This is a genomic window from Microbacterium sp. ZW T5_56 (assembly GCF_044987425.1).
In the GTDB taxonomy this organism is placed as follows: Bacteria; Actinomycetota; Actinomycetes; order Actinomycetales; family Microbacteriaceae; genus Microbacterium.
The window spans coordinates 1-26,041 of record NZ_JBJDRI010000016.1; the positions used below are offsets into that span (position 1 = coordinate 1).

At 67.2% G+C, this 26,041-nt stretch carries 23 protein-coding genes and 1 other RNA gene; 6 read left to right on the plus strand and 18 right to left on the minus strand.

Going from position 1 to position 26,041, the window contains the following annotated elements:
* Nucleotides 1-1,439 (plus strand): 2-oxoglutarate dehydrogenase, E2 component, dihydrolipoamide succinyltransferase (gene sucB, locus ACI3KU_RS09370; protein ID WP_404922047.1); only part of this gene is annotated, 1,439 nt, incomplete at its 5' end.
* 107 nt (nucleotides 1,440-1,546) lie between these two features.
* On the opposite strand, the gene ACI3KU_RS09375 is transcribed toward sucB, so the two are convergent.
* The 4 genes from ACI3KU_RS09375 to ACI3KU_RS09390 all read right to left on the minus strand — a co-directional run bounded on the left by ACI3KU_RS09375 (nucleotide 1,547) and on the right by ACI3KU_RS09390 (nucleotide 5,905).
* Nucleotides 1,547-2,410 carry a DUF4097 family beta strand repeat-containing protein gene (locus tag ACI3KU_RS09375; RefSeq protein ID WP_404922048.1) on the minus strand — a complete coding sequence of 288 codons (864 nt, stop codon included), beginning with the start codon at nucleotides 2,408-2,410 and terminating at the stop codon, nucleotides 1,547-1,549.
* 9 nt (nucleotides 2,411-2,419) lie between these two features.
* On the minus strand, nucleotides 2,420-3,070 hold the full coding sequence (locus ACI3KU_RS09380) for a response regulator (RefSeq protein ID WP_404922049.1): 651 nt from the start codon (nucleotides 3,068-3,070) through the stop codon (nucleotides 2,420-2,422).
* A gap of 31 nt (nucleotides 3,071-3,101) precedes the next feature.
* Nucleotides 3,102-4,334, minus strand: a complete 1,233-nt coding sequence (locus tag ACI3KU_RS09385) for a sensor histidine kinase (RefSeq protein WP_404922050.1) — start codon at nucleotides 4,332-4,334, stop codon at nucleotides 3,102-3,104.
* Nucleotides 4,335-4,483: 149 nt separating this feature from the next.
* On the minus strand, nucleotides 4,484-5,905 hold the full coding sequence (locus tag ACI3KU_RS09390; RefSeq protein ID WP_404922051.1) for a hypothetical protein: 1,422 nt from the start codon (nucleotides 5,903-5,905) through the stop codon (nucleotides 4,484-4,486).
* A gap of 118 nt (nucleotides 5,906-6,023) precedes the next feature.
* Between ACI3KU_RS09390 and ACI3KU_RS09395 the strand changes: the two genes are divergently transcribed.
* On the plus strand, nucleotides 6,024-6,734 hold the full coding sequence (locus tag ACI3KU_RS09395; RefSeq protein WP_404922052.1) for a DUF4191 domain-containing protein: 711 nt from the start codon (nucleotides 6,024-6,026) through the stop codon (nucleotides 6,732-6,734).
* A gap of 53 nt (nucleotides 6,735-6,787) precedes the next feature.
* Here the strand turns inward: ACI3KU_RS09395 and ACI3KU_RS09400 are convergent, their stop codons facing one another.
* Entirely contained in the window at nucleotides 6,788-7,189 is a 402-nt protein-coding gene (locus tag ACI3KU_RS09400) for an RDD family protein (RefSeq protein ID WP_404922138.1), read from the minus strand.
* Nucleotides 7,190-7,359: 170 nt separating this feature from the next.
* On the opposite strand from ACI3KU_RS09400, the gene glnA (ACI3KU_RS09405) reads away from it, so the two are divergent.
* Complete coding sequence (gene glnA / locus ACI3KU_RS09405) at nucleotides 7,360-8,784, plus strand: type I glutamate--ammonia ligase (RefSeq protein WP_404922053.1); 1,425 nt, start codon at nucleotides 7,360-7,362, stop codon at nucleotides 8,782-8,784.
* A 228-nt stretch (nucleotides 8,785-9,012) separates the two neighbouring features.
* The gene (locus ACI3KU_RS09410; RefSeq protein WP_404922054.1) at nucleotides 9,013-9,891 is read left to right on the plus strand and encodes a hypothetical protein; all 879 of its coding nucleotides are present in this window, start codon (nucleotides 9,013-9,015) and stop codon (nucleotides 9,889-9,891) included.
* A gap of 7 nt (nucleotides 9,892-9,898) precedes the next feature.
* Here ACI3KU_RS09410 and ACI3KU_RS09415 read toward each other — a convergent pair whose 3' ends face one another.
* The 4 genes from ACI3KU_RS09415 to ACI3KU_RS09430 form a co-directional block, all read right to left on the minus strand.
* Nucleotides 9,899-10,558 (minus strand): HAD-IA family hydrolase, encoded by a 660-nt coding sequence (locus tag ACI3KU_RS09415; RefSeq protein ID WP_404922055.1) that lies wholly within the window; start codon nucleotides 10,556-10,558, stop codon nucleotides 9,899-9,901.
* Between the two features lie 31 nt (nucleotides 10,559-10,589).
* Nucleotides 10,590-13,577: a bifunctional [glutamine synthetase] adenylyltransferase/[glutamine synthetase]-adenylyl-L-tyrosine phosphorylase gene (locus tag ACI3KU_RS09420; protein WP_404922056.1), complete on the minus strand. Its 2,988-nt coding sequence runs from the start codon at nucleotides 13,575-13,577 to the stop codon at nucleotides 10,590-10,592.
* A gap of 7 nt (nucleotides 13,578-13,584) precedes the next feature.
* Nucleotides 13,585-14,925, minus strand: a complete 1,341-nt coding sequence (glnA, locus tag ACI3KU_RS09425; RefSeq protein ID WP_404922057.1) for a type I glutamate--ammonia ligase — start codon at nucleotides 14,923-14,925, stop codon at nucleotides 13,585-13,587.
* Between the two features lie 71 nt (nucleotides 14,926-14,996).
* Nucleotides 14,997-15,212, minus strand: coding sequence for an SPOR domain-containing protein (locus tag ACI3KU_RS09430; RefSeq protein WP_404922058.1), 216 nt, complete (start codon nucleotides 15,210-15,212; stop codon nucleotides 14,997-14,999).
* Between the two features lie 86 nt (nucleotides 15,213-15,298).
* On the opposite strand from ACI3KU_RS09430, the gene ppgK reads away from it, so the two are divergent.
* Nucleotides 15,299-16,054 (plus strand): polyphosphate--glucose phosphotransferase, encoded by a 756-nt coding sequence (gene ppgK / locus ACI3KU_RS09435; protein ID WP_404922059.1) that lies wholly within the window; start codon nucleotides 15,299-15,301, stop codon nucleotides 16,052-16,054.
* A gap of 56 nt (nucleotides 16,055-16,110) precedes the next feature.
* On the opposite strand, the gene ACI3KU_RS09440 is transcribed toward ppgK, so the two are convergent.
* The 5 genes from ACI3KU_RS09440 to ACI3KU_RS09460 form a co-directional block, all read right to left on the minus strand.
* Nucleotides 16,111-17,133: a zinc-dependent alcohol dehydrogenase family protein gene (locus ACI3KU_RS09440; protein WP_404922060.1), complete on the minus strand. Its 1,023-nt coding sequence runs from the start codon at nucleotides 17,131-17,133 to the stop codon at nucleotides 16,111-16,113.
* Between the two features lie 98 nt (nucleotides 17,134-17,231).
* Nucleotides 17,232-17,589, minus strand: an RNA gene (rnpB, locus tag ACI3KU_RS09445) — RNase P RNA component class A.
* 28 nt (nucleotides 17,590-17,617) lie between these two features.
* Nucleotides 17,618-19,333: a bifunctional 3'-5' exonuclease/DNA polymerase gene (locus tag ACI3KU_RS09450; RefSeq protein ID WP_404922061.1), complete on the minus strand. Its 1,716-nt coding sequence runs from the start codon at nucleotides 19,331-19,333 to the stop codon at nucleotides 17,618-17,620.
* 16 nt (nucleotides 19,334-19,349) lie between these two features.
* Entirely contained in the window at nucleotides 19,350-20,078 is a 729-nt protein-coding gene (locus ACI3KU_RS09455; protein WP_404922062.1) for a zinc ribbon domain-containing protein, read from the minus strand.
* A gap of 29 nt (nucleotides 20,079-20,107) precedes the next feature.
* Nucleotides 20,108-20,767, minus strand: a complete 660-nt coding sequence (locus ACI3KU_RS09460) for a TetR/AcrR family transcriptional regulator (protein ID WP_404922063.1) — start codon at nucleotides 20,765-20,767, stop codon at nucleotides 20,108-20,110.
* Between the two features lie 98 nt (nucleotides 20,768-20,865).
* Between ACI3KU_RS09460 and ACI3KU_RS09465 the strand changes: the two genes are divergently transcribed.
* Complete coding sequence (locus ACI3KU_RS09465; protein WP_404922064.1) at nucleotides 20,866-23,121, plus strand: glycoside hydrolase family 3 N-terminal domain-containing protein; 2,256 nt, start codon at nucleotides 20,866-20,868, stop codon at nucleotides 23,119-23,121.
* An 11-nt stretch (nucleotides 23,122-23,132) separates the two neighbouring features.
* Here the strand turns inward: ACI3KU_RS09465 and ACI3KU_RS09470 are convergent, their stop codons facing one another.
* From ACI3KU_RS09470 to ACI3KU_RS09485, 4 genes are read right to left on the minus strand one after another with little or no spacing between them, the layout of a single operon-like run.
* Nucleotides 23,133-24,107 (minus strand): CbrC family protein, encoded by a 975-nt coding sequence (locus ACI3KU_RS09470; RefSeq protein ID WP_404922065.1) that lies wholly within the window; start codon nucleotides 24,105-24,107, stop codon nucleotides 23,133-23,135.
* Nucleotides 24,104-24,901, minus strand: coding sequence for a hypothetical protein (locus ACI3KU_RS09475; RefSeq protein ID WP_404922066.1), 798 nt, complete (start codon nucleotides 24,899-24,901; stop codon nucleotides 24,104-24,106). The genes ACI3KU_RS09470 and ACI3KU_RS09475 overlap by 4 nt, the downstream gene beginning before the upstream one ends.
* Nucleotides 24,898-25,530: a SatD family protein gene (locus tag ACI3KU_RS09480; RefSeq protein ID WP_404922067.1), complete on the minus strand. Its 633-nt coding sequence runs from the start codon at nucleotides 25,528-25,530 to the stop codon at nucleotides 24,898-24,900. Before ACI3KU_RS09480 ends, ACI3KU_RS09475 begins: the two co-directional genes overlap by 4 nt.
* 45 nt (nucleotides 25,531-25,575) lie before the next feature.
* On the minus strand, nucleotides 25,576-25,974 hold the full coding sequence (locus ACI3KU_RS09485; protein ID WP_404922068.1) for a winged helix-turn-helix transcriptional regulator: 399 nt from the start codon (nucleotides 25,972-25,974) through the stop codon (nucleotides 25,576-25,578).
* Between the last annotated feature and the right edge of the window lie 67 nt (nucleotides 25,975-26,041).

The following is a 26,041-nucleotide window of genomic DNA, read 5'->3' on the forward strand; positions in this document are numbered from 1 at the left end:
CTCCGGCTCCAGCCGTCGCTGAAGCTCCCGCGCCGGCTGCTGAGGCACCTGCCGCAGCGCCTGCAGGCGACGCCACCCCCGTCAAGCTCCCTGAGCTGGGCGAGAGCGTGACCGAGGGCACCGTCACGCGGTGGCTGAAGCAGGTCGGCGACGACGTTGCCGTGGACGAGCCGCTGCTGGAGATCTCGACCGACAAGGTCGACACCGAGATCCCGTCGCCGGTTGCCGGCACGCTGCAGCAGATCCTCGTGAACGAGGACGAGACCGTCGAGGTGGGCGCCGTGCTCGCGCTGGTGGGCAGCGGCGCACCGGCTGCGGCACCCGCTGCCCCGGCACCTGCCGCGGAGGCACCTGCTGCTCCGGCACCTGCTGCTGAGGCTCCCGTTGCGGCTCCGACCGCTCCCGCTGCTGCCCCGGCGCCCGCTCCCGCTCCTGCTCCGGCACCCGCTGCTGCTCCGGCACCTGCTGCTGCTCCGGCACCTGTTGCTGCTCCGGCACCCGCCGCCCCGGCAACGTCGGGCGACGACAAGGTCTATGTCACTCCGCTGGTGCGCCGTCTGGCCGCACAGCAGGGCGTTGACCTGGCGTCCATCACGGGCACCGGTGTCGGCGGACGCATCCGCAAGGAGGACGTGCTTGCCGCGGCCGCGGCTCCCGCCGCCGCTCCGGCTGCTGCAGCCCCAGCTGCTCCTGCGGCCGCTGCGAAGCTGGAGACCTCGCCGTTGCGCGGCACCACTGTCCCGATGACCCGCCTGCGCAAGGTTCTCGCCCAGCGCGCCGTGGCATCGATGCAGCAGACCGCACAGCTGACGACGGTCGTCGAGGTTGACGTCACCAAGCTCGCGAACTACCGCGACCAGGTGAAGGGTGACTTCGTCGCCAAGACCGGTGACAAGCTCTCGTTCCTGCCATTCTTCGCTCTGGCTGCCGCCGAGGCGCTGAGGGCGTTCCCGATCATCAACTCCACGGTGAACGAGGACAACGAGATCGTCTATCCCGCCACGGAGAACCTCTCCATCGCGGTCGACACCGAGCGCGGCCTGCTCACCCCGGTGCTGCGTGACGCCGGCGACAAGAACATCGCTCAGATCGCGCACGAGATCGCTGATCTCGCCGGTCGCACCCGTGAGAACAAGCTGAAGCCGGACGAGCTCTCCGGTGGCACGTTCACACTGACCAACACGGGTTCGCGTGGCGCGCTGTTCGACACCCCGGTGGTGTTCCTGCCCCAGTCCGCCATCCTCGGCACCGGCATCGTGATCAAGCGCCCCGGCGTTGTCACGGTCGACGGCAAGGATGCGTTCTCGGTCCGTTCGTACGTCTACCTCGCGCTGTCGTACGATCACCGCACCATCGATGGTGCTGACGCCGCCCGCTTCCTCGGCGCGGTGAAGGTTCGCCTCGAAGACGCGAACTTCGCAGCAGACCTCGGTATCTGATCGACGAGTGAGGGCCCCGTGGCGATTCGCCACGGGGCCCTCACTCGTCTTCGCCCGAAAGCAGAAGATCGGCCCGCTCTCTGGAGAGCGGGCCGATCTTGCGCGTCTCAGCGGGCGTACCCGACGGTGAGATCCCCGGCCGCGACCGTGAGCTCGAGCGAGTTCGGCGAAGAGTCGGCGGTATCGACGTCCACGGTCAGGTCGCCGAACGTGGCGTCGCGCTCCACTTCGTAGGTTCCCCGCGGGAGACGAACCTCGGCGTTTCCAGCCGTGACGCTGACGCTCGTCTCGCTCGGCGCCGTTCCCACAACGTCGGCGATGAGGCGTCCCGCGCTGATCGACAGCTCCAGGCTGTCCGCGTCGGTCACCGCGACGTTCGCCTGACCCGCGTTCACGGTCGTCGACAGGTCGTGAGAAGAACCCTCGTAGCTGAGCTCACCCGCATTGACGGTGAGATCCAGATCGAGGAAACCGCCGGTGACGGTGGCCCTTCCTGCGTTGAGCGTGACCGATCCGTCGATCTTGCTCTCGAGGGATCGTGGAAGCACGATCTCGGCGTGCACCTCTCCGTCATTGCGGAACCCGAACCAGCGCCAGCCCCGCCAGCCGTGATCCTGCGAGATCACAAGCTCGCCATCGCGAACGTCCATCCGCCAGCCGTCGGCTGAACGGGAGCCGTTGGAGGAAACATCGAGCGTCGCCTCGCGAACGTCATCGAAGCGCACGGTCACCGTCCCCGCGCTCATCTCGATGTCCACCTCATCGACGCCGTCAACGGACGAACTCGTGGCGTACGTCCCGGCGCCCGCGGGCGCGGCAACAGCCGCTACGGCGCTGCCGCCGATGGCTCCGGCGACGATCACGGCGCCGACGACGCCGACGCCGATCGCAAGCCCGCGTCCCCGACGGGAAGGCTGTGCCGGCTGCGTACCAGGGGCGGGCGGAGTGGGAATTTTCTGGAAGTCAGTCATGATCTCTCCTCAAGAGGTGGCGTCGAGATGGGCGAGAACGGCCAGGACTCGGCGATTGCCTGCGGCGTCCGGGTCGAGGTCGAGCTTGGTGAAGACCGCCGAGATGTGCTTCTCGACGGAGCCCTCCGAGATGTGGAGGGCGCGGGCGATGGCCTGGTTGCTACGTCCCTGAGCCATGAGGGCAAGAGTCTCGCGCTCCCGGTCGGTCAGGCGGTCGAATCGGCTGTCCTGGCGACGACGAGTGAGCAGCTGTGAGACCACCTCGGGGTCGAGGACGGTTCCTCCGGCAGCAACCGTGTCGGCCGACTCCAGGAAGTCGGCCACATCGGTGACGCGATCTTTCAGCAGATAGCCGAGCCCGCCGGAACTGGAGGCGATGAGGTCGGTCGCGTAGCGCTCTTCGACATACTGGCTGAGCACCAGAATCGGCAGCCGAGGATCACGAGCCCGCAGGGTGATCGCGGCGCGGATCCCCTCATCAGTGAACGTCGGCGGAAGCCGGACGTCCAGGATGACGAGGTCCGGTGCACCCTCAACCACCGCGTCCTCCAGGCCGCGAGTGTCCGCCAGAGCGGCCACCACGGTGTGCTGAGAGTCTTCGAGGATGCGGATCAGGCCGTCGCGGATGAGGCCTGAGTCCTCACAGATCAGAATGCGCATGACTGGTCTCCGGTTGCGGGAAGGTGAAGGGTCAGGACTGGCACGGAAGGCTCACATCGATGGTGGTGGGTCCGCCCACCGGGCTGCTGAGGGTGAGCACCCCGCCGGCTGCCGCGATCCGGCCGCTGATGCCGTCTATGCCCCCACCGGGCACGCGACGAGCGCCGCCGCGACCGTCATCTTCGATCCGAGCCCAGAGCATCCCGCCGGGCCGCTCCAGCACGATGACGCGGCACTGGGTGGCGCCGGAGTGCTTGGCGATGTTGGTGATGCTCTCGGCGACCGCGAAGTACATTGCGGATTCGATCTGCGCCGAGTAGCGACGAGGGGCGCGAACATCGAGCGTGACAGGGATCGGGCTGCGTGCAGCCAGTGCCGACAGCGCGGCGTCGAGCCCGCGATCTTCCAGCACCGCGGGGTGGAACCCGCGCGCCAGCTGGCGCAGCTCGGTCATCGCGGCCTTGGTTGAGGTGTGCGCCTCGTCGATCAGTCCGATGGCGGCCTGCGGATCCGATTCCACCTTGGTGCGCGCCAGCCCGAGCGTCATGCCGATGGAGACAAGGCGCGGTTGGACGCCGTCGTGAAGGTCGCGTTCGATGCGCGAGCGCTCGATGGTGGCTGCGCTCACCGCGTCGTCGCGGCGACGGGTCTCGGTGGCGACCGTGCGCTCCAGTTCGCGGATCCGCGACGGTGCCAGCATCGCCGTCGAGATCGCCCGGTGGGCGCGGGTAAGACCCCACACGCCGGCAATGCACGCCAGGATCGCCAGAATCGCGATCAGGGCGGCAGCCCCGTTGGGCGGATACAGCGTGCTGTTCGGCAGCAGCAGGGGTTCCGCAGCGAAGGACCCGCGGATCGCGTAGACGAGATATGACGCCACCGATCCGAGCAGCCAGAGTGCCACGCCCCCGAGGCAGGTGATGATCAGGAAGTGCAGAAGACCGAGCCAGTTGCGCCCATCCGTGACCTGCAGCCACAGCGTGTGCGGCACCCGCAGCCAGTCGGCGCGTGGGGACCGCCGCAACGCCCGGGAGGGAAGGTCGAACCTGTACAACCCGCTCACGCGAAGCTCTTCGAACCGCGCGACACCGGCAAGGCTCACGGCGAACAGGGCGAGGAACAGCAGCCCCACACCCAGAAACAGCAGCAACCCGATGCCGACGCCCGCGAACGTACCAAGCAGAGCGAGCACGAACGGTCCGATGAAGCCCACGGCGGCCAGATGGCCCGCGGTCAGGGCGTCTTGCGCGAGTCGTTTCTTCATACCTCCACGCTAGGCGGCGCATAGGTTCGGGACAGCCAGGGAATCCCGAACACTTGCGGGGGTTATCCCCCACAGGGTGTCCGCCCCGGCGGGGTGTGTCCGACACTGGCCAGGATCGCTACCGCCAGCTCATGGCCGGCGTCCACCTCTTACCCGGACATAGGCGTCACCTCCCTCACCCGCCACGCGCCATCCACCCGCTCGATGCTGAGGAGGCTGGTCTCCCCGCCGTCCCCGATCACCCGAAGCACCACGACGCCGCCGAAGTCCTCGATGAGTTCGATGGCCCCGCCCGCGGGGACCTGAGCAAGATCGACGCCCTCCGCGACCAGCGGCCCGCAGGTATCCTCCTCAGCGCAGGCCGCGACCGCCCCGAGGAGCGCCGCCGCGGTCGCGATGACCTCCGCCTCACGAGACGAAGGCGCCCCAGCTCCTTCCTCAGGCGCGAGCGTCGCGGTATCGGCCTGCTCGGGAGTGGCCGGAGTGTCCACCGGTTGCGGCTCCGTCGACGTGTGGTCAGTTGCCGACGGCTCCGAAGCCGCGATATCTCCCGGCACTGTAGGCGGAGCCGGGGAGCCACCAGCGGCGGAGTCGCCGGGATCGGCGTTGCCGGATGCTGTGGGTGACGAGGTGGCACCCGCCGCGGAGCCGTCACCGTCGGGCTGCGGCCACAGCAGCCCGACGGTGAGGATCACGGCGGCGAGCGAGGCCCCGAGCAGGACGGGCGTCCGCCGCGAGTGCGTCCGTGGGGAATCCGCTCGCCCGCGAACCGCGGGGAGGAGATTCCGCATCGCGGCGCGCACCCGCTCCGTCCAGCCCTCGGACGAACCACGGCGAGGCTCGTCGTGCCGTCCCGCTCCGATGAACTGCGTCTCGGTACCCACCGACCGGGTCTCGCCCGGGGATCTCAGCTCTCGAGCCTCCAGGGGGCGCAACGACACCGGATCGGCGACCCGCACCAGCAGCGGGCGCGGAGCGCAGGCCTCGAACATCGCCTCCTCAAGCCGCACGAGGACCGTTGCCGGAGATCGGACTCGGACGGAGTCGGCGGCCTCCGTGGCCAGTCGCGCCACCACACGGTCCGAGCATGCGCCAGCCAACAGGCTCAGCAGCTGCGCGGTCTCCTCGCGCGCAGGCACACCCTCGCCGACGGCGAAGAGCGGTTGTCCCTGATCGGTGAGCCACCAGCGACCATGCGGAACGGGGACCGGGTCGTCGCCGAAACGAGCGGGCAGAGCCGCCTCCACACAGCCGCGCATCAGACTGACAGCGAGAGTGACCCCTTCTCCCCCGGACAACGGCTCGTCCGACCGCGCACGAAGGTAGGAGCCCACGGTCACCACACACCAGGGCAGCACCGCGTCGTGGCCGTCTGCTCGTCGCGCGACATCGACCGGCGCGAGCAGATGTGCCGCGGGATCATCACGCCACCACTGCGACGGGATCGCATCGACGTCTGCCAGAAGCACCGTGCGATCGCCTTCCGCGGCAAGCACTCCGGCAATCGGCACGTCCGGTGGCGCGACGCGACGGATCGGCCGATACGTACTCTCCAGAGGGTTCTGAGTCATTCCCACACTGTGCGCGCCTCTGCGAAACGGGATGGCGCGCACCCCGCGCGCCGTGGATGAACAGTCTCTGATGCAGGAGTGGGGAGGAACCGGTGCCGTCGCCCGGTATTCTGGGAACATGGCCGCACGCAGCACTGCTCCTGAGAAACGTCAGGGCTTCTTCTCCCAGATCAAGACGCTCTTCACCTTCACCAAGGACGTCTTCCCCTGGCTGCCGTGGGTGCTCATCGGCATCCTGGTGCTCGGCGCCGCGATCGGCGTCGTGGTGGGCTTCCTCATTCCGCCGGTGGCGATCTGGAGCATCATCCTCTGGGGTATCACCGGACTCATGCTCGGCGTACTCGGCGCGATGATCACGCTGACTCGCTTCGCAACGCAGGCGATGTACCGCAAGCTCGAAGGTGTCCCCGGTGCCACGGGCCACGTCCTCAGCACGGGCCTCGGCCGCTCGTGGACTGCCAGCGACGAGCCGGTCCAGGTCAACGCGAAGACGCAGGAGGCGGTCTACCGCACGGTTGGCAAGGGCGGCATCGTTCTCGTCGGCGAGGGCAGCCGCTCACGCCTGACGCGACTCATCAACGAGGAGCGCAAGAAGGCGGACCGCGTTGCGCACAATGTGCCGGTGCACGTGCTCTACGTCGGTCACGACGAAGAGGGTCTGGCTCTGAAGGATCTCGCCAAGGCGATCAAGGCGCTGCCCAAAGCCACGGACAAGGCCACACGCGTTGCCGTGATCCAGCGGCTCGCCTCCATGCAGACGGGTCTGGCGTCGATGCCGATTCCGAAGGGCATCGACCCCACCAAGGTCCGCGCACCGCGTCCCCGCTGATCCACAGACATCCAACGAGGCCCGCACCAATTCGGTGCGGGCCTCGTTGCATCTCAACGCGTGCAGATGAGGATTGTTCCGGCCGCCTTGTCGTGCAGGCCGCGCTGATCCGCATCCCAGATCACTGCGGGGATCACGAGCGCCAGCAGAATCGTGCGGACGATCGGACGCCAGAGCCCCGTCCACGCGCCGTCGGCGCGAATCAGACGCATGCCCATCACCCGGTGCCCCGGGCTGCCACCGAGAGTCGGGATGAAGAGGATCTGCACAACGGCGAAGATGGCCATCACGATCGACGGGTTGAAGTCCAGGAACGGAATCGGCTCGATACCGGGGCCGCGATCGATCGGCGGGAAGAACGCGATGGTGATCATCACCGCACAGAGGTAGTCGATCAGCAGCGCCACGAGCCGACGACCGGCACGAGCGACGCTCCCCGGTCCCTGCTGCGGCATTCCCAGACGTTCGCCGGGATAGGTCTGGGGGGATGCACTCACCCCACCAGTCTATGAAGCGCTCTGTAACAAGCCGGAAACATCCGGGATACGAGTGAGCAATCCCGGACCGATAGCTTCGTCCTCAGCTCCCCTCTCAGGGCCGCTCGAATAACGAATCTGGAGTGCGCATGTTCCGCGAACCATCCGAGGTACTGGCTTACATCACGGAGAACGACATCAAGTTCCTTGATATCCGCTTCACCGATCTCCCGGGTGTGCAGCAGCACTTCAACATCCCGGCAGCCACCGTCGACGAGGACTTCTTCGTCAACGGTCAGCTGTTCGACGGCTCCTCGATCCGCGGTTTCGCGTCGATCCACGAGTCGGACATGCAGCTGATCCCCGATGTGACGACCGCGTACATCGACCCGTTCCGCGAGGCCAGCACGCTCGTCATGGTGTTCGACATCTACAACCCGCGCACGGGTGAGATCTACAGCAAGGACCCGCGTCAGGTCGCCAAGAAGGCGGAGAAGTACCTCTCCTCCACCGGCATCGCGGACACGGCGTTCTTCGCCCCCGAGGCGGAGTTCTACATCTTCGACGACGTGCGCTACTCCGTGACGGCCGGCGAGAGCTTCTACAAGGTCGATTCAGAAGAGGCCGCATGGAACAGCGGTCGCGAGGAAGAGGGCGGAAACCTCGGCAACAAGACCCCGTTCAAGGGCGGCTACTTCCCCGTCGCACCGGTCGACAAGACCGCTGACCTCCGCGACGACATGACCCTGCGCCTCATCGACGCCGGCTTCCACCTGGAGCGTTCGCACCACGAGGTCGGCACCGCCGGACAGCAGGAGATCAACTACCGCTTCGACACCATGGTGTCCGCCGCGGACGACATCCTGAAGTTCAAGTACATCGTCAAGAACACCGCGCAGGAATGGGGCAAGACGGTCACGTTCATGCCGAAGCCCCTGTTCGGTGACAACGGTTCGGGTATGCACACCCACCAGTCCCTGTGGCTCGACGGCAAGCCCCTCTTCTTCGATGAGAAGGGCTACGGGCAGCTCAGCGACATCGCACGCTGGTACATCGGCGGCCTGCTGAAGCACGCCAACTCGGTGCTCGCGTTCACGAACCCGTCGCTGAACTCCTACCACCGTCTGGTGAAGGGCTACGAGGCTCCGGTCAACCTTGCCTACTCCGCCGGTAACCGCTCCGCCGCCATCCGCATCCCGCTGACGGGTTCCAACCCGAAGGCGAAGCGCATCGAGTTCCGCGTCCCGGACGCATCGGGCAACCCGTACCTCGCCTTCGCCGCGCAGCTCATGGCGGGCATCGACGGCATCAAGAACCGCATCGAGCCGCTCGAGCCGATCGACAAGGATCTGTACGAGCTTCCCCCCGAGGAGGCCGCCAACATCCCGCAGGTTCCGAACTCGCTGCTGGACTCGCTGGAGGCACTGCGCCAGGACCACGACTTCCTTCTGGAGGGCGGTGTGTTCACGCAGGAGCTGATCGACACCTGGATCAACTACAAGATCGAGAACGAGATCAAGCCGATCGCCGCTCGCCCGCACCCGTACGAGTTCGAGCTCTACTACGGCGTCTGAGCAGACCGCTTCGAAGAGCCCGTCGCAGCATTTGCTGCGACGGGCTCTTTCGCATTCTCAACACGCGCGATAGTCATGACGGCGAAGCGGAGGTTGTGACTCTGTCGCTATGTATTCGGGGCTTGTCGAGTTGCCGCCGCAGCTGTATCAGTGCCTGTGAATAGCGCCGAACGGATGCGGCTGACCTTCGCTAGCATCAAGGTTTTGCAACTTCTTCAGGGGAAGCACATGGACCTCGGACTCGACATCGCCACCGTTGGCGTCGCAGCAATCGCCGGCGCATGGACCTTCACTACGTGGCGCGCTCAGCGTCGTGCCGACGAGGAAGCCGGAAGTCGCAAGGATGAGAGACAGAGGCAGCGCGATAAGCAAGACGCCCGCCGGTATCTCCAACGAGACATCGCTGAAGCACACTCCGTCCACAAGGAAGTCACCTCGCGGCAGGTCCTGGATGCGCTGCAGAACGTTGATGTTGGAACCAATCGCCAGTTCCTCGAAGAGACACATCGGCGCCTCCTCACGCGTGCCGCGCTCCTTCAGAAGAAGACCGAGCGTGAAGGTCAGTCAACTGATGATGGCTCCGAACTCGAGCCATTCCTTACTATGATTTCCGACCGACTTGAGGTCATCCGGACGTCGGTGCGCGGACCGGAGGTCCCGAGTAGCGCGGAGACGCTCGCGCGGGACTTCACGAAGTACTCGTGGGAGGGCGGTCGGGAGAAGCACGGAAAAGGCAGCATCCTCTACTTCATTGGTGCGCGCTTTGCGAGGCTCAATCACATCACAACGGCCGACCAGTTCCGTACTCAATTCGGTGCCGTTGTGGAGCAAATACTGGCCGACGACGTGAAGACCAGAGCCTTCGTCAAAGACAACGTGCTCGTCGAGCTCTTCCCCGCCTCGCAGTCGGATCGAGCCGCGACCAGCAGTCGTCGCTGGCGTGAGGACTATGGATCTCAAGGCGTGATGACGCTGGAGGGTGTGGAATACCGTACAGCCTGGGATCTCGGATTTCCGGGTGGCGGCATCGCACCACTGCAAAAGAAGCTCATCCGGCACTTCGCTGGCGAGGACGGCTATCCCATCGAGGAACTTCCCAGCGCGTGAGTCGGAGTCACACCGTGAGCACGAATGTACCCAGCGTCTCCCCCGCGGCGACGCGGGCGGACGTGAGGTCCGCGACGCGCGGAGCATCCACCGTCGCCCGGAGGTTCGTCTCCCCCACCACCACCAGCTGCGCACCCGAGGACTGTACGGCGGCGACACCGGCGTCGGCGTCCTCGAACCCGATGCAGTCCTCAGCCGCGAGGCCGAGGAGTGACGCGCCGAGAAGGTAGCCGTCAGGATGCGGCTTGCTGTGCTCTACGCGTTCCGCGGTGACGATCGCGTCCGGCATCGGAACGCCCGCGGCGCCCATGCGAGCGAGCGCGAGCGGAAAACTCGCGCTCGTCACCAGGGCGACCGGCGCTCCCAGTTCGTGCAGGGACCGCAACAGCGCGGCAGCTCCGGGAATCTCCACGACGCCGTCGAGCCGCGTCTGCTCCTCCGTGTCGACATACCGGAGCGCCTGCGCAGCCACATCGCCCCCGCGATCGCCGAGGAAATGGTGGATCGTGGTGCGGGACTGGCGACCGTGACCGAACGCGTGCAACTCCGCGAGGTCCAGACCGTACTGGGCGGCCAGTTCTGCCCAGACCGCCTCCACGACGGCCGTGGAATCCACGAGCGTTCCGTCCATGTCGAACAGGAAGCCTCGGGCGGTCAGCGTGGTCATCGTCTCTCCTCGATACGTGCGTCGGCGCAGCTCACCCGTAGAACAACTTCTCGAACACCCGGCGCGATCTACGTGTCGCCGCGAGGTAGTCCTCTTCCAGCTGCGAGGCGGAACGGGGCGGGTACCCGAGCAGGCGCGCGATGCCGTCGAGCTGGTGACGATCGGTCGGGAGCACATCGCTGGTGCGCCCGGTGAGCAGCGTGTTGGCCGAACGGAGCCGGCTCGACAGAAGCCATGCGGCGCGCAGCCGCTCGGCGTTCGCGTCGTTGACGATGCCTTCCTCGCGCGCCACCTCGAGCGCGTCGAGGGTCGATGTGGTGCGCAGCCCCGGCACACGATGCCCGTGCTGAAGCTGCCAAAGCTGCACCAGCCACTCGACGTCGCTGAGAGAACCCGGGCCCAGCTTCAGATGACGCTTGCGGTCGACGCCCTGTGGCAGTCGTTCATTCTCCACACGCGCCTTGATCCGCTTGATCTCGCGTACCGCCGCAGGATCCGCTGTCACGGGATACCGCACCTCGTCGGCGAGAGCGAAGAATGCCCCGATCAGGTTGTTGCTGCCCGCGGCCCCGCGAGCTCGCAGCAGCGCCTGGGCCTCCCACGGGTGCGACCAGCGCCCGTAATACTCGCTATACGCGTCGAGAGACCGGGCCATCGGACCGTTGCGCCCTTCCGGCCGCAGGTCGGCGTCCAGATCGAGCGGCACACGTGGATCTTCGCTCAGCCGGCGCAGTTCGGACACCAGTTTGAGGGAGAGCTGCGTGGCCCGCTCACCCGGAACGCCCTGCGCATCGAAAACGAACATGATGTCCGCGTCGGACCCGAAGCCCAGTTCGCGTCCGCCGAAGCGCCCCATCGCGATCACCGAGAAGTCCAGCGCCGAATCCTCCGCGGGCACCACCTCGCGGCGTGCCGCACGAAGCGTCGCCTGGATCGTCGCTTCGGCGATCGAGGTGAGGGATTCGGCCAGCTCCGTGATCGTGGTGACGTCGAGCAGTGCGGCGATCGCGGTGCGCAGCAGCTCACGCCGACGCAGTGCGCGCACCGACTTCATCGCCTCTTCGCTGGTGCTGTGGCGATCCTGAATCGCGCGCGCCTCGTCGAGCAGGGCGGGAACCGTGCGCGGACGGAGCATGTCCGGGTTGTCGAGCCAGGCGACCGACTCGGGAATCCACTCCATCAACTCGCCGGCGTATCGCGAGGACGTCAGCACGCGCGTCAGGTGCTCGGCAGCCTGCGAGGAATCGCGCAGCATGCGCAGGAACCAGGGCGTGTTCCCCAGGCGCTCCGAGATGCGCCGGAACACCAGCAGTCCATAGTCGGGATCGATCCCCTCGCTGAACCAGCGGAGCATCACGGGCATCAGGTGCCGCTGAATCGTCGCCTTGCGACTGAGTCCTGATGTCAGCGCGCCGATCGTCCGCAGCGCGCCCGCGGGGTCGCGGAAGCCGATCGCGGCGAGACGGCTGTGCGCCTCGTCGGCGGTCAGTGCTCGTTCGTCCTCGCTGAGTCCGGCGACCGCGCTGAGCAGCGGTCGATAGAACAGCCGCACGTGGATCTCCCGCACCTGGCGCCCCAGCTGCTCCCACATGGCCTGGATCTCCTCGCCGCTCTCGGCAAGTCGCGAGGCTCGGGCGAGGAATCGCAGGCCGTCGGGCGTGCGCGGCATCAGGTGCGTACGACGAAGGCGGTGCAGCTGCAGTCGGTGCTCCCACACGCGCAGCACGCGGTAATCGTGAGCGAACGCCGCGGCGTCGTCGCGACCGATGTAGCCCTCCGCCACGAGCGCGTTCAGGGCGGCGACGGTCCCTCGCTGGCGCACCGCCTCATCGCTCAGGCCGTGCACGAGTTGCAGAAGCTGCACGGTGAACTCGATGTCGCGCAGTCCGCCGGCGCCGAGTTTCAGCTGATACCCCTGATCCTCCGCGGGGATGTGCTCCATCACACGCTCGCGCATGCGCTGCACACTTTCGACGAAGTTCTCCCGCGCCGCGCTGCTCCACACCTTCGGGGCGAGAGCGGCAACATACTGCTCGCCCAGATCCAGATCGCCGGCGATCGCGCGCGCCTTCAGCAGCGCCTGAAACTCCCAGCTCTTCGCCCAGCGTTCGTAGTAGGTGAGGTGGGAGTCGAGGCTGCGCACGAGCGCGCCCTGCTTGCCCTCGGGACGCAGATTGGCATCGACTTCCCAGAGCGCAGGCTCCGCCTCGGTGCCGGACAGTCCGCGCATGGTCTCCACGGCCAGTCGCGTCGCCGCATCGATGGCGCGAGACTCCGAGATCACCTCTTCATCGATCGTTCCGCCGACGAAGATGACGTCGACATCGCTCACGTAGTTGAGCTCGCGCGCGCCGGTCTTTCCCATCCCGACGATCGCCAGGCGCGTGGCGGCGATCTGCTCCCGGCTGAAGGCCGCGAAAGATCCGGTGCTCACGCGGGTACGCGCAACGGCGAGCGACGCCTCCAGCGCAGCCGCTGCCGCATCGGCCAGGGCCGCAGCGACATCGTCGAGCACATGGACGGCATCCGGTGCCGCGAGATCAAAGGCCGCGATACGTGCCAGCATCCGCCGGTACCGAACCCGCAGATCGATCCAGGCCGACTCGTCGCCGCCAGCGGCGAATCCGTCGACCGCACCGACGGCATCGAGCAATTCGTCACGCAGCTCAGTGGCGGAGGGCAGCTGATCCGGCACCTCCGCGAGGCCCGCAAACTCGGCAGGCCGACGGAAGACGAAGTCGCTCAGTCCTTCGGAAGCGCCCAGGATTCGCCACATCGCCTCGATGCCCTCGGGCGTGCGCGGGGCGCGACGCGCGGCGTCCGGATCACGGCGTGCGACGCGCAGGAACCCGCGCAACGCCGCATCCGCGTCGGCCGCGACACCTGCCGATGCCGTCAAGTCCGCCGTGTCGATGCCGGTGAGCTCGGACAGCTCGGCCAGTGCATCGCGCGCTTCACTCAGTTCGGTGAAGCCGCGTCGTGCCAGTTCCGTCAGCGACAGGGCGCGTTCCCGCTCCACCGCAACCTCAGAGCATCTCGAGGTTGGTCTTCAATTCGAACGGCGTGACCTGGGCGCGGTAGTCAGCCCACTCCTTGCGCTTGTTGTTCAACACGTACTGGAAGACCTGCTCGCCGAGAGTCTCGGCAACCAGCTCCGACTCCTCCATGTACTCCAGCGCATGATCGAGGCTCGCCGGCAGCGGCGAGTACCCCAGGGCGCGCCGCTCCGCGTCGGTGAGGGACCAGACGTTGTCCTCGGCCTCCGGAGGAAGCTCGTAGCCCTCCTCGATGCCCTTGAGTCCGGCGGCCAGCATCAGCGCGTAGGCGAGATACGGGTTGGCCGCGGAGTCGAGCGCGCGATACTCGACGCGAGTGGACTGCGTCTTGTTCGGCTTGTACATGGGCACACGGATCAGGGCGGAGCGGTTGTTGTGGCCCCAGCACACGAAGCTCGGCGCCTCGTCGCCGCCCCAGAGCCGCTTGTAGGAGTTCACGAACTGATTGGTGACGGCGGTGATCTCATTGGCGTGACGCAGAAGTCCCGCGATGAACTGCCGCCCGACACGAGAGAGCTGGTACTGCGCGCCTTCCTCGTAGAAGGCGTTGGTGTCGCCCTCGAACAGCGACATGTGCGTGTGCATGCCCGAACCGGGGTGACCAGACAGCGGCTTCGGCATGAAGGTCGCGTACACCCCCTGCTCGATGGCCACCTCCTTGATCACGGTGCGGAACGTCATGATGTTGTCGGCGGTCGCCAGCGCGTCCGCGTAACGGAGGTCGATCTCGTTCTGACCGGGCCCGCCCTCGTGGTGGCTGTACTCCACAGAGATGCCGATGTCCTCGAGCATGCGCACCGAGCGACGACGGAAATCGTGCGCCGTACCGCCGGGCACGTTGTCGAAGTAGCCAGCCGAGTCGACCGGAACTGGAATCCCGTCAGGACCGAGCTGCGAGGACTTCAGCAGATAGAACTCGATCTCGGGGTGGGTGTAGAAGGTGAAGCCCGCGTCGGCGGCCTTCGCCAGCGCGCGCTTCAGCACGTGCCGCGGGTCGGACACCGCAGGACGACCGTCCGGTGTGGTGAGGTCGCAGAACATCCGCGCGGTCGGATCGGTCTCGCCGCGCCACGGCAGGATCTGGAACGTCGCCGGGTCCGGCTGCGCCAGCAGATCGGACTCGTACGTGCGCGTCAGGCCTTCGATGGCCGAACCATCGAACCCGAGCCCTTCTGCGAAGGCACCCTCCACCTCGGCCGGTGCCAGCGCGACGGACTTCAACGTCCCGGTGACATCGGTGAACCACAGGCGGACGAATTTGACCCCGCGCTCCTCGATGGTGCGAAGAACGAAGTCGCGCTGCTTGTCCATTAGATCCTCTCCTGGCCTGGTGCCAGACTACTGGGCCGCCGCCCCGCTCCCGCCGTTCGCGACGCTGGAGTTCATGAACCCCAGGAGTCCTCCTGCGCTTCTTCCTCCGCCCAGGCGCGCGAGCGAGCCTGCAGCACCTCTGGCGCGTTCGCCGCCTCAGCGGCGGAGTGGAACGGACCGATGCGGTCGTACCCGGGCGATTCCATACCCTCCTCGACGACACCCGTCTTCGGGTTGAACCAGAACGTGCCGGCTTCGGCGGGATCGGGCAGATTCGTCTCGGACATGGATTCTCCTTCGTCGTGATCAGCCTACGGTTGAGACCCGCTCGCGACCAGCATCAGGCGGCGCGTCACGCCAGTAGGCTGAACGCATGACTACTTCGCGTGCGATCGGTGTCGATATCGGCGGCACCGGCATCAAGGCCGGCATCGTCGATCTGGACAAGGGTGAGCTGATCTCGTCCCGCGTTCGCGTGTCGACGCCCGAGGGCGCCGAGCCGAAAGACGTGCTCGCGGCCGTCCAGCAGGTGCTCGAGACTCTCGAGGTCGCCGACTCCGATCTCCCGCTCGGTGTGGCGTTCCCGGCCATCGTGAAGCGCGGCATGACCCTGTCCGCGGCCAACATCTCGCCGCTATGGGTGAACTTCGAGGCCGAGAAGTTCTTCGAGAGCGGACTGGGGCGCGACATCACCTTCGTGAACGACGCGGACGCGGCAGGAGTCGCGGAGGTACGCCACGGCGCAGCACGTGGCCAGCAGGGTCTCACGATCCTCACCACGCTCGGCACCGGTGTCGGCTCGGCCTTCCTCTACGAAGGTGTGCTCATCCCCAACACCGAGCTGGGCCACCTGAAGCGCAAAGACAAGTCCATCGAGAAGTGGATGGCGTACTCCGCGAAAGAACGCGAAGAGCTGTCGTGGAAGCAGTGGGCCAAGCGCCTGCAGGAGTTCTACGCCCACGTCGAGTTCATCTTCTCCCCCGACCTGTTCGTAGTCGGCGGTGGTGTCTCCAAGCACCCGGACGAGTTCCTGCCGCTGCTAGATCTGAAGACCCCGATCATCCCGGCCGTGCACCGCAACGCCGCGGGGATCATCGGCGCCGCAAGCCTGGCCGGCGACGGCCACTGAGCCGACCCGGATACAGGTGGGCCCCGTCCACGGACGGGGGCCCCACCTGTATCCGCTCAGAGCGTCAGCAGCACCTTCGTGGCACGACGCTCGTCCATCGCACGGTACCCGTCCGCCGCCTGCTCGATCGGCAGTGTGAGGTCGAACACGATGCCGGGATCGATCGTGTCGGTCATGATCAGGTCGATGAGCTCCGGGAGGAAGCGCCGGACAGGTGCCGGTCCGCCGAGCAGGCTCACGGTCTTGAAGAACAGGGACGCACCGTCCAGTGACACGTCATGGCTAACGCCGACATAGCCGACATGTCCGCCGGCGCGCGTCGCATCGATGGCCTGCATCATCGACTCCTGGGTGCCCACCGCCTCGATCGTGGAGTGGGCTCCGTAGCCGCCGGTCAGCTCCTTGATCCGCGCGACGCCGGCCTCGCCACGTTCTTCGACGATGTCGGTGGCACCGAACGTGCGCGCCAGCGCCTGCCGGTCGGCATGACGCGACATCGCGATGACCCGCTCAGCGCCGAGGTGACGGGCGGCGAGGACGCCGAGCAGCCCCACGGCACCGTCACCGACCACGGCGACCGTCTTGCCAGGACCGGCCTCAGCCGCGACCGCGGCGAACCAGCCCGTGCCGAGCACATCCGAGGCGGCGAGAAGGCTTCGCGTCTGCTCCGGCGTGGGCTTACCATGAACGGGCACGAGCGTGCCATCAGCCCACGGAATACGCGAGTACTCGGCCTGTGTGCCCTCAGCACCCATCATCACCTGGTGGATGCAGCGCGACTGGAAGCCGGCCTGGCAGATCTCGCACGTGTTGTCTGATGCGACGAACGAGCCCACCACGAAGTCGCCCACGTGGATGCGCTCGACCGCCTCGCCGATCTCCTCGACGACGCCGATGTACTCGTGTCCCATACGGGTGGGACGCTTCACCGGCTGGATGCCCCGGTAGGGCCACAGGTCCGAACCGCAGATACAGGCTGCAGTGACGCGGATCACCGCGTCGGTGGGTTCGATGATGCGGGGACGGTCGATGTTCTCGACACGCACGTCCCCCGGGGCGTGCAGAATGACGGCTCGCATGGCGGCTCCTTGCAGAATTCGGTGTGCGTCTTCAACGAAAGCACGCACCCACGCAGTGTGGGAGTCCCTGGGAGTACCGGTCTCGCCGATACCGGGGGTGAACGGGCCGGCCGATACGCCGGGTTCTGTCCGGTGATGAATCACCGTGACGGCCATCTCTCTCGGCGACACGTTGCCGTGCCGCTCCAGCGACCTACCCGAGGACTCGGCGAGCCGCGTCAACATCCTCTGTCTGGTCTTGCTCCGGGCGAGGTTTACCGAGCAGATCGTGTCACCACGATCCCTGGTGGTCTCTTACTCCACCCTTTCACCCTTACCGGGACGAATCCCGGCGGTCTTCTCTCTGTGGCACTGTCTCGCGGATTACTCCGGGTGGGCGTTACCCACCACCCTGCTCTGTGGAGCCCGGACGTTCCTCGGTGCGGTTTCCCGCCACGCGACCGTCTGGCCGACCCATTCGCCCCTAGTCTACGCGGGTGCCGCGCTACTTCGATGCGTCCTCGCCGATGCGAAGGTCGAGGCGGAAGTCGAGCGGGAAGTCACCGAACAGCAGGCGCGCGGCAGCGTCCGCCGCATCGCTGACGATTTGTGCCGCCGCGTCGGCCAACGACGCCGGCACGTGCAGCATCACCTCGTCGTGCAGGAAGAACGCCAGATGAGCGCGACGAGCGAAGATGGGGCCCGAAGCCGGAGCGACCTCATCGGGCTGACTGTCCGGCAGCGTCTCCAGCCGGGTCCGGATCTCCGCCAACCACACCAGCGCCCACTCAGCCGCCGTGCCCTGCACCACGAAGTTGCGCGTGAATCTGCCCCGATCCTTCGCCCACCGCCGTGCGCGCTCCTCATCGCTGCTGCGAGCATCAGCGTCCGAGGCTCGGCGCTGCACGCCGACCCATTCGTCACCGGGCTCGGGCGATGTTCGACCGAGAAGGGTGGACACCCGACCCCCGTCCTCACCGGTGCGCGCTGCGTCGTCAACGAGAGCCATCGCCCGCGGAAAAGCCCGGCGGAGGCGCGGGACCAGCCGGCCCGCCTCCCCCGTGGTTGACCCGTACATGGCACCCAGCACGGCGATCTTCGCCTCCTGACGTGTCGCGACGATCCCCGCCTCCACCAAGCCGGTGTAGAGGTCTCGACCGCGTGCCGCATCAGCCATCGCCCGGTCTCCCGACAGTGCGGCCAGCACGCGCGGTTCTAGCTGCGACACATCAGCGAGCACCAGCACCCAGCCAGGATCAGGCCGGACCACGGGACGCAGCTGGCGCGGCAGCTGCAGCGCCCCGCCACCCGCTGAGGCCCAGCGCCCCGTCACCACCCCGCCGGGGATGTAGATCGGGCGGAATCGGCTCTCGTGCACCCATTCCGCCAGCCAAGCCCGACCGTTCGCGCTCTGCAGGCGAGTGATGCGGCGGTACTCCAGCAGCGGAGCGATCGCGGGATGATCGACCTCGGCCAGCTCCCACTTGCTCGTGGACTCCACCAGAATCCCCGCTCGATGCAATCCCCGCAGGAGCTTCGGCTGGCTGTCCAGGCTCAGTGCGGGATCGCCCAGCAGCTCACGCACCTGCGCACCCAGCTCGGTGATCCGGCGCGGAGTGCCGGTCGCGTCGCGAGGGCCGAGCTCGGCATCGAGAATCGCCTCATGGGTCGGCACATGCCAGGGCAGTCCAGCGGCTCGCAGTTCTGCGGCGATGAGCGCACCCGCGGACTCAGCTACCGTCAGCAGCCGCAACCGGCCATCCACCGCGTCGAGCACCGCGCGCTGCCGAGCGAACTCAGCGAGGGCATCATCGATGCCGTGGGAGATTCCGCGTGCCGTGTCGTCGAGGTCGAACAGGGCGTCCACTCGCGGCGTCTCCGGATCCACCGCCGCATCCCACCCCGACGGCGTGCGCAGTTGCTGAGCGTGCGGATCCGTGTCCGGCACCAGCGCGGAGCCCCGAAGAATCGCGTGGCACAGGCGCAGATCCAGGCAGCGCTGAACGCGGATACCTGCGGCAAGGATCTCGGGATACCAGTGTGCGGTGTCGCTCCACACCCACCGCGGTCGGATCGACTCCTCCCGCTCCGCGACCCACTGGGGTAGCTCGGCGCGAGCCAGGACGACGCGTTCGATCTCGTCTTCGTCGCGGAGGGACACCTCCACCGTGTCACCGCGGGAGCCGACGACGGCCCACACGGTGGAGGCGGATGCGCTCATCGCCGAAGGCGCGTGGTCACAGCCCCGACTCGTCGGTACGAACCAGGATGGCACTGCACTGCGGGCAGAACAGCACCTCGTCGGAAGCTGCCGCGGCCACCTCCGCCAGGTCGCTCCCCGAAAGCTCCATGCGGCAGGCTTCACACATGCGGGCGCGCAGCAGACCCGCGCCGTTGCCCGTGCGAGCAAGCCGGTCGTACTGCGCGAGCAGCGCCTCAGGCAAGGGCCGCGTGACAGCATCGCGATCGCGACGCAGCTGTTCGACCGCGGTGGTCGCGTCGGCAACCTGCGCCTTCGCCTCGGTGGTCAGGCGGGATCCCTCAGCATTCGTCTCGGCGATGATCGCCTCCTGCTCGGCGACGCTCGCCTCGGCGGTTTCGAGCTTCTCCATCGCCTCCAGCTCGGCGTCCTCGAGATCGTTGAGACGCTTCGCCAGGCTCGTGATCTCGTTCTCGAGCGCGACGGCTTCCTTGGCCGACGCGCTCGAGAGGCGATCCTTGTCGCGCTCCCGCCGGGCCCGGGCCGTGGTGACGTCGGATTCGATGCGACCGATCTCCGTCTTCAGGTCGTCTAGAACGCCGATGCGCTGCATGAGCTCCTGAGTCTGGGTGGCGCGCTGCGAGGCGAGCTCGGAGATCCGCGCGCCATGCGCAGGATGCGTGCGCTGGTGCTCAGCGTGCTTCAGGCGGCGGTCGATGTCCGCCACGTCGAGAAGGGTGCGCTGGTCTGCCTGGCTCGCTTTCACTCCACCAACCTACCGTGCGGGCGCGCCTCTCACTCGTCGGCGAGGATCTCATCGACGCCACCGAGGATCGGCTCGTCCCCGTCGATCACCGCGCGCACGATCGCGTTGATCGCGAATGCCGTTGCGCGCCCCAGATCCACGTCGCCTGGCGCGTGCAGCCACTGCACCTGAAGCCCGTCCATCACACCGAGGATCGCGGCCGCGGCGTCCGCGAGTCGCGCGGTATCCGTGACTCCGCGTTCACGGCACATCTCGGTGAAGGCGTTCGCGATCTCGCCGCGCAATGTGCCGTACCGACCAGCGAAATACTCCCGAGCGGGGTGGCTGTCAGTGACGGACTCCCCCGACAGCACGACGAAGGCTTGAACGATACCTGCCCGGCGGGCGTTCGCGAACGCGGTTCGAATGAGGTGGCGAAACAGGTCCACCCCGCCAGGAATGTGCTGCTCGGCCAGGTGCTCCACGTCGGTGCGGTCACGGAACGTGAGCACATCGAGCAGCAGCTGATCCTTCGAACCGAAGTGATGGAGGATGCCCGCGTGTGTCATCCCGACCTGGTCGGCGATGTCGGCGAGCGTTCCGCCGGCATATCCCTTCGCACCGAACACGTCGGTGGCGGCGCGGAGAATGTCACGCCTTTTCTCCAGGGTCGCGGGACGCGGTTTCACTGCTCTGCTGCCTATCGCCATCGAGATCTCCTCCGACACGAGCTCTTACTTACTCGTCAGTAACGCTAGCATTCGATGCAGACATACCCGGTCGCACGGGAGCACCGAGAGGATCCACCATGACCACCCCGACGCCCTATCAGGACGCGACCCTCCCCATCTCCGATCGCGTCGATGACCTCGTCTCACGGATGACCGTGGAGGAGAAGGTCGGGCAGATGATGCAGCTCGACGCCCGCGACGACATCGCGGATCAGGTGCTGCGCAAGCACGTCGGCTCGATCCTGCACGCCTCCCCGGAACGCCTGCAGCAGGCGCACGAGCTGACCGACAGCACACGTCTGCGGATCCCGCTCATCATCGGCGAGGACTGCATCCACGGCCATTCCTTCTTCGGCGGCGCCACGATCTATCCGACGCAGCTCGGCATGGCGGGGTCGTGGGACGCGCAACTCATCGAGCAGGCGGCACGAACCACCGCCGTCGAAGTCGCGGCGACGGGAATCCACTGGACCTTCTCCCCCGTGCTGTGCATCACGCGTGATCTCCGCTGGGGTCGGGTGAACGAGACGTTCGGCGAGGACCCGCACCTGATCGGCGAACTCGCCTCGGCGATGGTGCGCGGATATCAGGGTGAAGGTCTCGCAGATCCCACCGCAATCCTGGCCACCGCGAAGCACTTCGCCGGGTACTCGGAGACACAGGGCGGCCGTGACGCCAGCGAGGCGGACATCTCTCGCCGGAAGCTACGGTCCTGGTTCCTGCCCCCGTTCGAGCGCGTCGCGCGCGAGGGCGCGCGAACCTTCATGCTCGGCTATCAGTCCATGGATGGCGTGCCGATCACGGTGAACGACTGGCTGCTCACCGACGTGCTGCGTGGCGAGTGGGGCTACACCGGCACGCTCATCACCGACTGGGACAACGTCGGTCGGATGGTGTGGGAGCAGCGAGTGCAGCCGGATTATGCGCATGCCGCCGCGGCCGCGGTCATCGCGGGCAACGACATGATCATGACCACTCCCGGGTTCTTCGAGGGTGCGCTGGAGGCCATCGAGGCCGGTTTGCTGACCGAGGCGGACCTGGACCGCGCGGTGCGACGAATCCTCACCCTGAAGTTCGAACTCGGACTGTTCGAGGATCCGCGCCGCCCCGATGCGGATCGGATCGCCGCCGTGTTGAACACACCCGAGCACCGGGCCCTGAACCTGGAGATCGCGCGGCGTTCCCTCGTGCTGCTGGAGAACGACGGGGTGCTTCCCCTGGCGAACCAGACATCCGAGACCGCCGCACGCCGGGTCGCCGTCGTGGGACCGCTCGCGGATGACGCGCAGAACCAGCTGGGCGACTGGGCCGGAAACTCCGGCCAGGCCGGGTGGCTGCCCGACGGCCAGCCCCGCGAGCTGATCACGACCGTGCTGGATGGCTTCCGCCGGTTCGCACCCTCGGGCTGGGAGGTCCCGTTCGGCCGCGGCGCCGAGGTGCTCACGCTGGAGACCGATCCTGCCGGTGAGTTCTTCCCTGACGGCCAGCCCCGCCCGCAGGTGGTGGTCCCGGCCGAGCCCGATGCTGCGCTGATCGCCGAGGCCGTGACGCAGGCGGAGGCCGCCGATTTCGTGGTTGCCGTGGTGGGTGACGTCATCGACCTCGTCGGTGAGGGGCGTTCGACGGCCACGCTGGAGCTGATCGGCGGACAGATTGCCCTGCTCGATGCGCTGGCGAAGACCGAAACGCCGATGATCGTCGTGCTGCTGGCCTCCAAGCCGCTGGTGCTGCCGCCGTCCGCGCGCAATGCGGCGGCGATCATCTGGGCCGCATCTCCGGGCATGGAGGGCGGACGCGCGATCGCGGAGCTGTGCCTCGGTCTCATCGAGCCCAGTGGGCGACTGCCGATCTCGTTCGCGCGGCACGTGGGTCAGCAGCCCACCTATTACAACCAGATCCGCGGCCAGCACGGCGACCGCTACGCCGATCTCACGCAGGCGCCGGCGTGGCCGTTCGGCCACGGCCTGTCCTACACGACGATCACGTACGACAGCGTGGTGCTCGACGCCGACTCCTACGCGCGCGACGAGATCGTGCGCGCTCGGGTGACGATCACGAACGCCGGGGCGAGACCCGCGCGTGAGACGGTGCAGGCCTACGTGAGCGACACGATCACCTCGGTCAGCTGGGCTGACAGGGAGCTGAAGGCGTTCGTTCAGGTGGATCTCGCACCGGGTGAGACGCGCGAGGTTCTGGTGGAGGTGCCGGTCGCCGAGTGCACGATCGTCGACGCCGAGGGTCATCGCATCGTCGAGTCGGGTGCGTTCGAGTTGCGTGTCGGCCCGTCCAGCGACGAGGCGCGGCTGCTGCGCGCGACGTTCGCGGTGGCCTGAGGCGACGCCGCTCAGTCGATATCGAGGAATCCGAGGGTGGCGCCGCAGTGCAGGCACCGGAAGCCGAACACGGCGAAACCGGCCTGCTGCTGCGCCGCCGCCTCGATCGCGTCCTCGGTGATTCCCAGCTCCTCCCGACGCTCGGGGGCGAGCACGCGCAGGCCGTCGGCATCGAGTACGCCGACGAACGCGGCAGCATCATCGCAGTGGGACTGCCATTCCTCAGGTTGGTAAGTCGCGAAGCCTGGCGTCCGGGTCGCCACCTCGTCCTGAATGTCCTCGGCAATGCCCGCTTCATCCAGCGCCCAGGTGTCGACGAACAGCGCACCCGCGCGAGCGGCTGATCCGTCGGCGATGCACCACGGGCAGATGTGATCCAGCTCCGCACGGCCGTAGGGGCGTGAGGCATACTCCCATCCGCGTGGGCGTTCGCACCGTGAGCAGGTGTTCAGTGACCGGCGGATCGATCCCGTCGCGATCGGATCCGGGTGATAGCGGAAAGAGGGCAGTTCCTCTCCGGTGTCAAAGGCAGTGGGATCAAGGGCGAGTTCGTCCAGCCGCAGCTCGAGCGGCTCCATGGGTGCGAATTGCATCTGGCGGTACAGCGTCATTGCGAGACGTTCCGGGTCTGCCGGATCCGGGAGCAGCGTCAGGCGTTCCAGTTCGCTCCAGCCGAAACCGATGACCACGCCATCGGCGGGGAACGGTTGTCCCGGCTGCGGCTCACCGAACCCTGGGGATGAAACGACATCGACCGCGCGTGCGGTGGCCGTGGCGCGCGCGATGTCCTCCGCCGTGCGCATCATGCGCTTGCGGTCGCCGTCGTCGCGCACCGGCAGGATTCCCCAGGTGCGACCCGTCCTTCCTGCGGAGTCGTCGAGGATGAAGCCGTTCTCGGCGAGGAGTCGATCCCGCAGCCAATCGGGGAACCGAGCACCCACGGCTGTCTCGACGCGGACGATGTCCTGCTCACGTGCGCCGCTCATGCGAACGCCACCAGTGCAGCACCGGCGCCAGCCAGGCCCCAGCTGATCAGGCTGCCCACGAGGAACTCCTCCGCCTTGGATCCTTCACCGGCGTTCTTCGAGATCTCCGGGAAGCGGACGATGCCCTTGGCAGCCATCAGCGCGGCGATGATTCCCTGCGCTCCGGCCAGGGCGAGGGCCAGGATGATCCACCGCTCGAGCGGGCCGATCAGGCGGCCGCCGCGCATCTCGCCCGGGCGCAGCGGATCGGTCAGCCAGCGTGTGCGCAGGGCGTCCGTGATGCGAGCGCGCATCGTCGGTGCGCCCTGCTGGGTGTGCCCGGTGGTGGTGATGAGTGACGGTTCCTCTGCGACACGGGCGCGGCGCAGGGCCCCGCGGCAGACGAGGTTCGCGCTCAGGCCGAGGAAGAGGGCGACGCCGATCATCGCGACCGGCTTGCCGAGCGGGATCGAAGTGGTCACCACGTATCCGAAGGTGCCGAACGTGCCGGTCAACGCAACCCCCGTTCCGCCGGCGACCAGAATCCCCGCGATGACGGCGATGTATCCGAGCACCGATACTGCCCACAGACCCGCGAGCACCGGCCAGACGAAGGTGAGAACCGCGAGCACCGGGGCGTATGCCGCCGGTGCCTGCAACGGCACCACCGCGACGGCGACGAGGACCGACCACACCGCGATCGCGAGGACCCGCACGGCGAGCGAACGATTCCCTCTCTGCGCACGCGTGATGAGCCATCCGATGATGTCGGCACCCGCGATTCCCACCACGAGCAGCCCGGCGATGATGTTCACGCGCGTCCTCCCATCCACAACGACTGCACCGTCACCAGCGTGGCGGCCCCCGAACGGCGGGCGCTCTGCGACACGGCGGATTGGGTGATCCCCTCTGCCTCGGCGATCTGGGCCTGTGATTGTCCGCCGATCATGGCCCGGGCGATTCGAGCCTCCCGTGGCTTCATCGCGCCGATGATCTCATCGCGGAGGAGCAGCGCGGCATTGGTGTCGGCGGGTTCGTCATCGTTGTCCACCGCCCATGTCCGCGCGGGTCCGGTTCGTCCGGCTAGCCGGTGCACGGTGTCGATCGCTCGGCGCGCCGCCCACCAGGCACTGCCATCGTAGATGGACACCTCATCGGCCACACCGGAGACCACGTGCGACTGCCCACGGCCGATTCCGAAGCGCACATCGGTCTCGCTGTCCGCGGCGGCGAGCCGGACCAGCGTCGTGACGACGCAGGCTTCGGCCACCGTGGAGTACATGGCTTGGAATTCGTCACCAGCGGTGGACCACAGCGGGCGCACCGGCGCGACGATCTCGTCCACCTCGCGGAACATGGCGTGGACGCTCGCCTGCACGGCCGCGCGATCATCAGCGCGGCGGGAGCCGACGATGTCGACGATGATCCCCACGATCTCAGTCATGATGGAAGTATATAGCTTATATTCTTGTTTTATAAGCTATATACTTCAATTTCGAGCGTCGTAGTCCTCGCGCGAAGCCTCGATGGCTTCGCGGTTCTCGATGGCCCACTCGGCGAGTGCGAGGGCGAGTTCCACGAAGCCGCGCCCGCGATCGGTGAGTTCATACTCGACGCGCGGCGGCACCTCGGCGTAAACGGTGCGCGTCAGCAGTCCATCGCGCTCCAACTGGCGGACGGTGAGCGTGAGCATCCGCTGCGAGATTCCAGGAATGGCGTGCAGGAGCTCGGTGAAGCGGAGTCGCTGCTCGCGCAGCGCGCCGATGACCAGGACAGACCACTTGTCACCGACCCGATCCAGGACTTCGCGGACGACGCGCCCGTGATCGGCGGGCCCGCGCCCGTCGCACGCCTTCTCGTACGCGCTCGGCTCGACGATCGATGTCACCTGCTTACCTCCGTGTGCCTTTTGCACGCGCCCCAGAACTGACGCATCATCATGTCTGTTACTCATC

Excerpts from the sequence above, each read along its gene's own strand:
- ACI3KU_RS09375 (WP_404922048.1), bottom strand. The coding sequence starts at position 2,410 with ATGACTGACTTCCAGAAAATTCCCACTCCGCCCGCCCCTGGTACGCAG.
- ACI3KU_RS09415 (WP_404922055.1), bottom strand. The coding sequence starts at position 10,558 with ATGACCACGCTGACCGCCCGAGGCTTCCTGTTCGACATGGACGGAACG.
- ACI3KU_RS09430 (WP_404922058.1), bottom strand. The coding sequence starts at position 15,212 with ATGTCCGAGACGAATCTGCCCGATCCCGCCGAAGCCGGCACGTTCTGG.
- ACI3KU_RS09410 (WP_404922054.1), top strand. The coding sequence starts at position 9,013 with ATGGACCTCGGACTCGACATCGCCACCGTTGGCGTCGCAGCAATCGCC.
- ACI3KU_RS09470 (WP_404922065.1), bottom strand. The coding sequence starts at position 24,107 with ATGAGCGGCGCACGTGAGCAGGACATCGTCCGCGTCGAGACAGCCGTG.
- ACI3KU_RS09460 (WP_404922063.1), bottom strand. The coding sequence starts at position 20,767 with ATGGCGATAGGCAGCAGAGCAGTGAAACCGCGTCCCGCGACCCTGGAG.
- ACI3KU_RS09480 (WP_404922067.1), bottom strand. The coding sequence starts at position 25,530 with ATGACTGAGATCGTGGGGATCATCGTCGACATCGTCGGCTCCCGCCGC.
- ACI3KU_RS09465 (WP_404922064.1), top strand. The coding sequence starts at position 20,866 with ATGACCACCCCGACGCCCTATCAGGACGCGACCCTCCCCATCTCCGAT.
- ACI3KU_RS09390 (WP_404922051.1), bottom strand. The coding sequence starts at position 5,905 with ATGACTCAGAACCCTCTGGAGAGTACGTATCGGCCGATCCGTCGCGTC.
- ACI3KU_RS09400 (WP_404922138.1), bottom strand. The coding sequence starts at position 7,189 with ATGCCGCAGCAGGGACCGGGGAGCGTCGCTCGTGCCGGTCGTCGGCTC.
- ACI3KU_RS09440 (WP_404922060.1), bottom strand. The coding sequence starts at position 17,133 with ATGCGAGCCGTCATTCTGCACGCCCCGGGGGACGTGCGTGTCGAGAAC.
- ACI3KU_RS09380 (WP_404922049.1), bottom strand. The coding sequence starts at position 3,070 with ATGCGCATTCTGATCTGTGAGGACTCAGGCCTCATCCGCGACGGCCTG.
- ACI3KU_RS09395 (WP_404922052.1), top strand. The coding sequence starts at position 6,024 with ATGGCCGCACGCAGCACTGCTCCTGAGAAACGTCAGGGCTTCTTCTCC.
- ACI3KU_RS09385 (WP_404922050.1), bottom strand. The coding sequence starts at position 4,334 with ATGAAGAAACGACTCGCGCAAGACGCCCTGACCGCGGGCCATCTGGCC.
- ppgK (WP_404922059.1), top strand. The coding sequence starts at position 15,299 with ATGACTACTTCGCGTGCGATCGGTGTCGATATCGGCGGCACCGGCATC.
- glnA (WP_404922053.1), top strand. The coding sequence starts at position 7,360 with ATGTTCCGCGAACCATCCGAGGTACTGGCTTACATCACGGAGAACGAC.
- ACI3KU_RS09450 (WP_404922061.1), bottom strand. The coding sequence starts at position 19,333 with ATGAGCGCATCCGCCTCCACCGTGTGGGCCGTCGTCGGCTCCCGCGGT.
- glnA (WP_404922057.1), bottom strand. The coding sequence starts at position 14,925 with ATGGACAAGCAGCGCGACTTCGTTCTTCGCACCATCGAGGAGCGCGGG.